The sequence below is a fragment of the Mycobacterium sp. ABE4_509 genome (genome assembly GCF_056160785.1).
Genome location: NZ_JBSWXU010000050.1, coordinates 23,602 through 33,112, shown reverse-complemented (window position 1 = coordinate 33,112; position 9,511 = coordinate 23,602). Strand labels below are relative to the sequence as shown.

Genomic DNA, 9,511 nt, shown 5'->3' with positions numbered 1-9,511 from the left:
GCCGGGGTCAGCGGGCGGACCCTGCTCGTTCCGCTCGTCGGGACGGCCGTCGCTCCGGCCTCACCGGCCGGACCGTCGGCCGGTCCTGCAGCCCGGGACGCGCGACGACACCCAGGACGGACAGCGTAGCGGGCGGTGCTCAGGGATGGGTCTTCGGCCAAGGTGTCTCTCGTCGGTGGCTAGATCTGCTTGGGCGACAACATCAGGTCTACCCAGTTCTCCGCAGGCGCCAGGGTGTCGGTTCCGGGCGCGAAGATACCAGTCCCGCCCTCCGGGTCGACGAACTCACCGTTGCTGTCATAGGTCGCGGTCGCCGGCCCCCCCAACGACGCCGATGCCATCGGTGTCTCGGCGGGCAGCGGCCCGGCGGGTGCGGGGGCCGGACCTGGTGCCGGGCCCGGCGCCGACGGGGTGCGGCCGTAGGGCGGCACCACATGGTCGGGCGGCGAGAAGTACGGCCACGGAGCGGGCGGCGGACCCACCTCGTTGGGGGGCACGGGCAGCGGGAACGGCGCGTGCGGCGCCGGCCCCGGGCCGGGTGCCACGCCCGGCGGCAGCTGCACCGACGGTGGCCCGGGGTCCGGATCGACCTGCGGCGGGATCATCGGGAACTTGTTGGGCGGAAGAATGTTCCGGCCGTCCTCGATGGGCGTGCCGACCGGCACCGGCGGCCCGCGCCACGGGTTGCTGCCGATCGGCACGTAGCCGTTGGGGTCGCGGCACAACTGGATCGTGGGTGCCCGCTTGCCCGGGAACTCCTGGCACGGATAGTTGCGGGCGCCGCGCACCACACTGGGATCGTTGTGCGGCACCTTGCAGTACATGTCGGTCGGCAGTTCCCGCAGCGTGGTGTCGGCCGGCGACCGGATCTGGGTGGGCGGGACGAACCCCACCGAACACGGCGGCGGATCCCCCAGGTCGATCTTGAAGTCCAGCTTGCCGCCCTCGTCGGCGGGCAGCCCGCCGGCCACCGTGTTCAACGCGGCCAGCAGCGCCGGGAACACCACCAGCGAGTGCTCCAGGGACTTGCGGTAGATGACGCCGATGCGGCCGAAGTTGGCCAGGTTGGCGGCCAGCACCGGGAAGCTCGGGCGGATACCGGCGAACGCCTCGTTGGCGGCCTCGGCCGCGCCCGGCACGGCGCGCAGGGTAGAGCGCAACTCCGGGTCGGCATCGGCGACCTGGGCGGTCAGCCGGGCCAGGCCATCGGCCAGCGACTGGATGTCGTCGCCGCTGCGGATCTGCGCCTCCAGGAACGGGCCGGCCTGCTCGATGAGCTGCTCGGTCGGAACGTAGTTGGCGTTGGCTTCGTCGACGAGCAGACGGGCCGACTGGATGAGCCGGGCGAGCTCAGGTCCGGATCCGTTGAACGCCTTGAACGTTTCGTCGAGCAGTTCGGAGATCCGGCTGTCGCCGACGCTGTTGACCAGCGCTTCGGCCTGCTGCAGCATGCCGTAGATGTCCTGGCCGATCGCGGTGCGGTCCACCGGGATCCGGGCGCCGTTGCCCAGCGTCGTCTGAGCGGCCTGCTCGGGCGGGACCAGGTCGATGTACTGCTCGCCGACCGCCGAGACGCTCTTGACGGTCGCGGTGACATTCTCGGGCACCGGGGTTCCGCTGTTCAACCGCATCCGGGCGACCACGCCGTCGTCGGAGAGCCCCACCGACTCGACGCGTCCGACGGTCACTCCCCGGTAGGTGACGTTGGCGTTCTCGTAGAGACCGCCGGCCGCGCTGAAGTCGGCGCTGACATGGTAGGAGCCGATGCCGACGGCTTCGGGCAGGCGAAGGTAGAAGATGGAGATGGCGCCGACGGTCAGCACCGTCACGATGGCGAAGATCGTGAGCTGGATCCGGGTGAGACGGTCGATCATCGCGGCCCCTCGTGTTGGGTGGCCGTGCCCGGCGGCACCTGGAACGGGTCGGCCGCCTGACCGGACAGATTCGCCATGGCACCGGTCAGGAAATCGGGCGGGTTGATGACTTCGTTCATCCGCTTCATGTTGGGGTCCAGACCCAGCGATGTGGTGAACACCGTCTCACCGAGCCGGCGCACCGTCAGGTCGAAGGTGACGAACACGTTGAGGTAGTCGCCGCGCACCGCGTTGCGCAGGTACTCGTAGTGGAACGGGAACGTCGGCAGGAACTCCAGAGCCTTGATGAAGTCGTCGGCGTTGTCGTTGAGCGCCTTGATCACCGGGTACAGGTCGGCGAAATCGGCGACGAAGTCGTCCTTGGTCTCCTGGAGGATCCGCGAGCCGACCTCGGCGAAGCTGCGCAGTGCGGCGAACGCGTCGACGATGGTGGCCCGGTTGCGGTTGAGCACTTCCAGGGCACCGGGAAGGGTGTCCAGCGTGCGCCCGAGGCTGTCCTTGCTGCGCGCCAGGATGTCGGCGAACCGGTTCAGCCCCTCGGCGGCGGCGATGATGTCCTCGGTCTGGCGGTCCAGCGAACTGGTCAGCTCAGCCAGCCGCGGGATCAGCTCGGTGAAGGTGCCCTCCCGGCCGGCGACCGCGTTGAACGTCTCGTCGGTGATGTCCTGCAGCGCACCGAGATTGCCCTTGTTGACCACCACGCCGAGCGACGAGAGCACTTCCTCGGTGGTCGGATAGCGCCCGGTGCGGCTCAACGGGATCTCGGAGCCCTGCGCCAACCGTCCCACCCCGGGTTCGTCGGGGGGAGCGGCCAGGTCGACGTGCTGCGACCCCAGCAGCGAGGTCTGCGCCACCCGCGCGATCGCATTGGCCGGCAGGTTCACCTCGGCGTCCAGCGACAGTTGCGCGGCGGCGAAGAAGGTGCCGTCGGGGCGCTGCACCGCATCCAGGCCGGACACGCTGCCGACGGTGACGTCGTCGATCATGACCGGCGAATTCTGCGGCAGTGTCGACACATCGGGCAGTTGCACCGTGACGGTGAACGAGCCCGGTCCGTGTCCGGCCGTGCCGGGCATGTCCAGCGAGTTCAGCCCGCCGAACTGGCAGCCCGCGAGCAGGACGGCCAGCGACGCGATGGCCAGCGCACGACGCATCATCCGCCCGCCCCCGGGGTGTCCGGCGTGGCCTGCTGCGGCAGCAGCGGTCCCGGCACCGGGGCCGGCGCCGGCGGCGCCAACAGCGTCGACAGGTCGGCGTCCGGCGGGATCTCCGGCGGGGTGACCCCGGGTGCGTTCTGCCACTGCAGGTACGGCACCGGGGTTTCGGCCTTGGCCTCGGTCTCGGGGGTGTCGTAGATGACCTGGCCCTTGTAGGCGGTGATGGAGTTGACCGGGTGGAACAGCACCGGCGGGTAGTTCATCTGGATGCGCTTGAACACCGGACCCATTCGCTGCCTGCAGATCTCGGCACGTTTGTACTCGTCGGTCGTGGCACCGATGTCGAAGGCGCCGCCGCAGATGAACTGCACCGGATTGGCGAAGTTGGGTAGCGACAGCAGGCCCGCCACGGTGCCCTGGGCCGGGTTGTAGATGTTGTAGAAGTTCGACAGGCCGTTGGGCGTGACATGGAGGACCTGCTCGATGTCTTCGCTGTGGTCGGTCAGGATCTGGGTGAAGTCGGCGAGCTTGCCGATCTGATCGATCAGCACCTGGTTGTTCTCGTCGAGGAAGCCCCGCACATCGGTCAGGGCCTGGGTGAGGGTGCCCAGGGTGTTGTCCAAGCCGACCGAACTGTCGGCGAGGACCTGCGACACCGACGCGACATGGTCGGTGAACTGCACGATCTGCTCGTTGCTGTTCGACAGCGCGTCGACGAGCACCTGCAGGTTGCGGATCGTGCCGAACAGGTCGGCGCGGGAGTCGCCGAGCCGCCCGGCCGTCTGGGACAGTTCGCGCAGTGCCTGCCGGAACGAGTCGCCGTTGCCGTCGAACGTATCGGCGGCCTGGTTGACCACCTCGCTGAGCGGACCCTGTACCGATCCCTGCTGCGGGCCGAGCTGGGCGCTGAGCTGGGTGAGCTGCTCTTTGACCTCGTCCCACTCGACCGGTACCGCGGTGCGGTCGAGGCCGATCTCGGCACCGTCGGCCATCGTCGGCCCACCGGTGTAGGCGGGAGTCAGCTGGATGAAGCGGGCCGCCACCAGATTCGGCGAGATGATCAGCGCCTGGGCGTTCTCCGGGACGCGCACGTCGTGCTGCACCGTCATGGTGATCTTGACGTCCTGGACACGGGGCTCGATGGAGTCGATCCGCCCCACCGGTACGCCGACGATGCGCACCTCGTCACCCGGGTACAGGCCGACCGCGGAGGTGAAGTAGCCGACGATCGTGTGGCCCCGCCGTGTCGGCCAGACCAGGAAGACCCCGATCACCAGGGCGGCCACCAGCAGCGCGGCCACGGTCGCCCGTACGCCCCGGCTGCGCATCTTGGTCGTGATCGATTCGCTCATGGTGATTTCGGCCTGATGATCATGCGTTCGGTGATGAAACCGCGTAGGTAGTCGGCGAGGCTGTCGGGCAGCTTGCCCGGCTGGAAGTAGGAATCGAGCAGGACTTCGGCCAGGCTTGCCGGCGGCAGACCGTACAGGTTGATGTTGAAGCCGGGCCCGTTGCCGACGACCTCGCCCAGCGCCGTCGCATAGGGCGGCAGCCGCTTGAGCGCCTCGCCGATGTGCTCGCGGCGTTCGAGCAGGTTGTCCATCACCAGGTTCAGGTTCTGCAGTGCCGGGCCGAATTCGCGGCGGTTGTCGGCGACGAAGCCGGAGAGCTGTTCGGAGACATCGTCGATGCCGGCGATCAGGTTGCTCAACGCCTGGCGGCGTTCGTCGAGCGCGGCGAAGAGCAGGTTGCCGTCCACGATCAGCTGGTTGACCTGGCCGGCCCGCTGCGCCAGGGTGTCCGACACCCGCTTGGCGTGGGCCAACAGCTGATCGAGCGCAGCGTCGCGCTTGTTGAGGCTGCGCGACAGGTCGGCGACCCCGTCGAGGGTGCTGCGCAGATACGGCGTCGCCTCGGCCAGCGAGTCGGTGATCGTCTGAAGCGCCTGCTCGAACCGCGGCTTGTCGAGTTCGCTGGAATTCTGGCCGAGGTCCTGCAGCGCGGTGTTCAGCGTGTAGGGAGTGGTGGTGCGGCCCAACGGGATCGAGGTCACCGAGCCGGCACCCTTCGGCGTGACGGCCAGCGATTTCTCGCCCAGCACCGTGTCGGTTCTGATCGCGACCAGTGACTGGTCACCCACCCGGACGTCACGATCGACGGTGAAGTCGACCCTGGCGCTGTCACCGGCCAGCGACACCCCGCTCACCTTGCCGACGGGGATCCCCGAGACGGTGACGTCGTTGCCGGGCGAGATGCCGCCGGCGTCGGTGAAATACGCCTCGTAGTCCCTGCCCTGCGGCATGAACGGCAGCCCGCTGTAGCCGAACGACACCAGCACCAGGCACGTGACGATCACGACACCGAAGATCCCGGTGCGGAGCGGGTTCCTTTCGTCAGTGTCAGCCATCTTCGGAACACCTCCCCTTGGACGGGTCCGGCGGACCACCGAACGGAATCAGGATGTCGCTGCCCGCGGGTCCGTTGATCTTCATCCGGATCGAGCAGTAGTAGATGTTGAAGAACGCGCCGTAGGCTCCCAACGCGTTGAGGCGCAGATAGTTCTCGGCCAGCGGTTCGATCACCTTGTTGATGTCGTCCTTGCGTTCGTCGAGGCGTTCGGCCAATGGGCGGACGTTCTCGATGACGCCCTGCAGCGGGCGGCGGGACTCCTCGAGCATCGCGGTGAGGTCGTCCTCCGCCGTGGCCAACGGTCCGATCGCGCCGGCGATCGGGTCTCGTCCCTCGGCCAGGCCGGTGAGCAGCTGCTGCAGCTGGTCGACGCTGGCGTCGAACTCGGCGCCCTTCTCGTCGACGGTGCCCAGCACGGTGTTGAGGTTGGTGATCACCTCGCCGATCAGTTGGTCCCGCGCCGCGAGGTTCTGGGTGAACGCACTCGTCGAGGCCAGCATCTCCGACAGCGCGCCACCCTGGCCCTGCAGCAGTTCGATGACCGCATTGCTGACCTGGTTGATCTTGTCGCCGTCGAGACCCTTGAGTACCGGCCGCAGCCCGCCGAGCAGTGCGTCGAGGTCCAGCGCGGGTTCGGTGTTCTCCTGGCCGATGGTGCTTCCCGGCGGCAGCTTGACCAGATCACCGGGCCCCGAGGTGATCTCGAGGTAGCGGTCACCGACCAGGTTCTCGTAGCGCACCAGCGCCCGGGTCGAGGTGTAGAGCTGGTAGCGGTCGGCGACGGTGAACGCGACGTCGACGGTGTTGTCGTCGTTGAGGGTGACCGCGTTGACGGCGCCCACGGGCACCCCGGCGATACGCACGTCCTGGCCGGTCTTCAGCCGCGACGCGTTGGTGAAGGTGGCGTGGTAGCCGCGGTCGGAGCCGAAGCGGAACTCGCCGAAGACCACCACCAGCGAGGTGGCCACCAGCAGCATCACCACGGTGAACACCGAGACCTTGACCAGAGTGCGATCGACATTCATCAGCACCCTCGCTTCTTCAGCGTCGGCTCTTCGCGAGTCTGCTCTGCGCGCGAGCGCTCATCGCTGCGCGAGCGCTCATCGCGGCGCACGATGCTCATCAGAAATCATCCCGCTCTGCGTAGGCCCCGTTGAACAGGAACTGCAACGTCGAGGGTGCGTCGAACTGCAGTTCGGTGTTCGGCTGGAACGGGACATAGGCGTTGTCGGTGACCAGGAACGGGGTCCGATACCAGGAGCCGCCGTACTGCTTACTCGGAACATGGGGCAGACCACGGCAGTTGGGCCCGCCGGAGGCGTTGACGATCGGAAGGCTCTCCGGATAGGTGTAGGCCGGCGCACCGGGGATGAAGCTCGAGGACACGAACAGGCCGGGGCGCACCCCACCGATGATCGGGGCGAAGCGGTCGATGGCGTTCGAGGTGCCCTGCAGCGTGCAGCCGATCACCGGGGAGTACTCGGCGGCGACGTTCAGCGGAGCGCGCAGCCGTTGCACCGCGGCGATGTAGTCGTCGGCCGCCGGCTCGAGGGTCGCAGTGCCGTTGTCGGCCAGCCCGGTGGCGGCCAGCAGTGCCGCGTTCAGATTGTCCTGTTCGTCGATCACCGTCTGGGCGACGGCGGGCGCGTTGTCGAACACCCGGGCCAGGTCCGGTCCGGCGGCGGCGTAGATGTTGGCCACCGCCGCGGTCCGGCGCAGATCCTCCTGCAGGGTCGGCAGTTTCGGGTTCAGCTGCCCCAGGTAGGTGTTCAGACCGGCCAGGGTGGCCCCGAGGTCGTCACCGTTGCCGCGCAGACCCTCGGCGAGCGCGGACATCGTCGCGTTGAGGTCGATGGGATCGACCTTGGCCAGCACATCGGTCAGGGTCTGGAAAAGGGTGTTCACTTCCAGCTGCACGCTCCCGGCGCGCACCTCGGCGCCTGGGCGCAGCGATGCCGGCGCGGGATCGGCCGGGGCGAGGAACTCCACCGCCTTGGCGCCGAAGATCGTGGTGCCCGCGATGCGCACGCTGGCATTCGACGGGATGTAGCGCAGTTCGCCACTGCGGATCGCCAGGGTCAGTTTGGCCTTGTCACCGGCATAGTCGATCGACTCGACCTCCCCGACCTGGACGCCGCGGTACTTGACCTTGGCCTTGGACTCCATCACCAGACCCGCCCGCGGGGAGAACACCGTCACCGTGTCGGTGGGGGTGAAGGCCGCTGTGTAGAACAGGTAGGTGAAGGCCACCGAAGCCACCACCACGGCGGCCAGAATGGCCGCAGCGATGCGTACGTGGCTGCGCTTGGCGTCACCGTCTGCCATTGAACCCCAACCTATCCCGACAAATTGAAGTTGCCGGACGCGCCGTAGACGGCGAGCGAGATCATCAACACGATCGTCACCACGACGATCAACGAGGTGCGCACCGCCTGGCCCACGGCGACGCCCACACCTACCGGACCACCGGAGGCGTTGTAGCCGTAGTAGGTGTGGATGAGCATCACCGCCACGGCCATCACGACCGCCTGCAGGAACGACCACAGCAGGTCACTGGGTATCAGGAAGGTGTTGAAGTAGTGGTCGTAGAGGCCCGCGGACTGTCCGTTGATGTACACGGTGGTGAACCGCGCGGCGAAGAACGCCGACAGCACCGACAGCGCATACAGCGGAACGATCGCGATGAGACCGGCCATCAGCCGCGTCGACACCAGATACGACACCGCGTGTACCGCCATCGATTCCACGGCATCGATCTCCTCGGCGACCCGCATGGCCCCCAACTGCGCAGTCGCGCCGGCGCCGATGGTGGCCGCCAGCGCGATGCCGGCGATGACGGGGGCGATGATGCGCACGTTGAGAAATGCCGAGAGGAACCCGGTCAGCGCCTCGATGCCGATGTTGCCCAGTGACGTGTATCCCTGCACGGCGAGGACGCCACCGGAGGCCAGCGTCATGAACGCCGCGACCCCGACGGTACCGCCGATCATGATCAACGCCCCGGTGCCCATGGACATCTCGGCGATCAGCCGGATGGTCTCCTTGCGGTAGCGAGTCAGCGCGTTGGGGACATAGCGGAATGTCTGGCCGTAGAACAGGGCCTGCTCGCCGACGGTGTCCACGGCTTTCGGCAGGCCGCGGAAGAACCGGCGGAAGCGCAGGGTGGCGTCGTAACTCATGCCAACACCCTGACCCCGACCGCCGTCATGATCACGTTGATCACGAACAGGCAGATGAACGCGTACACCACCGTCTCGTTGACGGCGTTGCCGACACCCTTGGGGCCACCCTTGACCGTCAGGCCCCGGTAGCAGCCGACCAGGCCGGCGACTACCCCGAACAGCAGCGCCTTGATCTCGGCGAGGATCAGTTCCGGCAGACCGGTCAGCACGGTCAGACCGTTGATGAACGCCCCGGGGTTGACCCCCTGCAGGAACACCGAGAACGCATAGCCGCCGGACAGGCCGATCAGGCACACCAGACCGTTGAGCAGCAGCGCGACGAACGTCGACGCCAGCACGCGCGGGACCACCAGACGCTGGATCGGGTCGATGCCCAGTACCCGCATCGCGTCGATCTCCTCGCGGATGGTGCGCGCCCCGAGGTCGGCACAGATCGCCGTGGCGCCGGCCCCGGCGACGACCAGCACCGTCACCACCGGGCCCAGCTGGGTGATGGTGCCGAACGCGGTGCCCGCCCCGGACAGGTCGGCGGCGCCGATCTCACGCAGCAGGATGTTCAGCGTGAACGCCACCAGCACGGTGAACGGGATTGCCACCAACAGCGTCGGCAGCAGTGAGACGCGCGCGATCATCCACGTCTGGTCGAGGAATTCGCGGAACTGGAACGGCCGGCGGGCGGTTTTCGCCAACGTCTCCAAGGTCATCTCGACGAACCCGCCCACGGCCCGCGCAGGCGCCGCAAGCTGTTCGATCACCTCGGCTCCGTTCTCGCGACGGGTTGTCACGGGCGCATGCTATGGCGAAGAGTTCGATACCGGTCGCCGCGACGTGCCCCGCCTCTGGAATAAGCGTTGCTCTTAGTGAGCCGGATCATACTAACTAGAACACG

Annotated in this window: 8 protein-coding genes; all 8 read right to left on the bottom strand. The window is 67.7% G+C overall.

Translation table 11 applies throughout. From position 1 onward, the window contains the following. Window positions 1–179: 179 nt before the first annotated feature. The 8 genes from ACXAID_RS13095 to ACXAID_RS13060 all read right to left on the bottom strand — a co-directional run bounded on the left by ACXAID_RS13095 (window position 180) and on the right by ACXAID_RS13060 (window position 9,377). Complete coding sequence (locus tag ACXAID_RS13095; protein WP_475022647.1) at window positions 180–1,874, bottom strand: MCE family protein; 1,695 nt, start codon at window positions 1,872–1,874, stop codon at window positions 180–182. Continuing rightward, on the bottom strand, window positions 1,871–3,031 hold the full coding sequence (locus tag ACXAID_RS13090) for an MCE family protein (protein WP_475022646.1): 1,161 nt from the start codon (window positions 3,029–3,031) through the stop codon (window positions 1,871–1,873). The genes ACXAID_RS13095 and ACXAID_RS13090 overlap by 4 nt, the downstream gene beginning before the upstream one ends. Continuing rightward, window positions 3,028–4,383 (bottom strand): MCE family protein, encoded by a 1,356-nt coding sequence (locus ACXAID_RS13085; RefSeq protein WP_475022645.1) that lies wholly within the window; start codon window positions 4,381–4,383, stop codon window positions 3,028–3,030. The genes ACXAID_RS13090 and ACXAID_RS13085 overlap by 4 nt, the downstream gene beginning before the upstream one ends. Next, window positions 4,380–5,438: an MCE family protein gene (locus ACXAID_RS13080; RefSeq protein ID WP_475022644.1), complete on the bottom strand. Its 1,059-nt coding sequence runs from the start codon at window positions 5,436–5,438 to the stop codon at window positions 4,380–4,382. Before ACXAID_RS13080 ends, ACXAID_RS13085 begins: the two co-directional genes overlap by 4 nt. Next, entirely contained in the window at window positions 5,431–6,465 is a 1,035-nt protein-coding gene (locus ACXAID_RS13075) for an MCE family protein (protein ID WP_475022643.1), read from the bottom strand. The genes ACXAID_RS13080 and ACXAID_RS13075 overlap by 8 nt, the downstream gene beginning before the upstream one ends. Window positions 6,466–6,562: 97 nt before the next feature. Then, window positions 6,563–7,765 carry an MCE family protein gene (locus ACXAID_RS13070; protein WP_475022642.1) on the bottom strand — a complete coding sequence of 401 codons (1,203 nt, stop codon included), beginning with the start codon at window positions 7,763–7,765 and terminating at the stop codon, window positions 6,563–6,565. Between the two features lie 11 nt (window positions 7,766–7,776). Continuing rightward, on the bottom strand, window positions 7,777–8,619 hold the full coding sequence (locus ACXAID_RS13065) for an MlaE family ABC transporter permease (RefSeq protein WP_475022641.1): 843 nt from the start codon (window positions 8,617–8,619) through the stop codon (window positions 7,777–7,779). Continuing rightward, window positions 8,616–9,377, bottom strand: a complete 762-nt coding sequence (locus tag ACXAID_RS13060) for an MlaE family ABC transporter permease (protein ID WP_475022652.1) — start codon at window positions 9,375–9,377, stop codon at window positions 8,616–8,618. Before ACXAID_RS13060 ends, ACXAID_RS13065 begins: the two co-directional genes overlap by 4 nt. Between the last annotated feature and the right edge of the window lie 134 nt (window positions 9,378–9,511).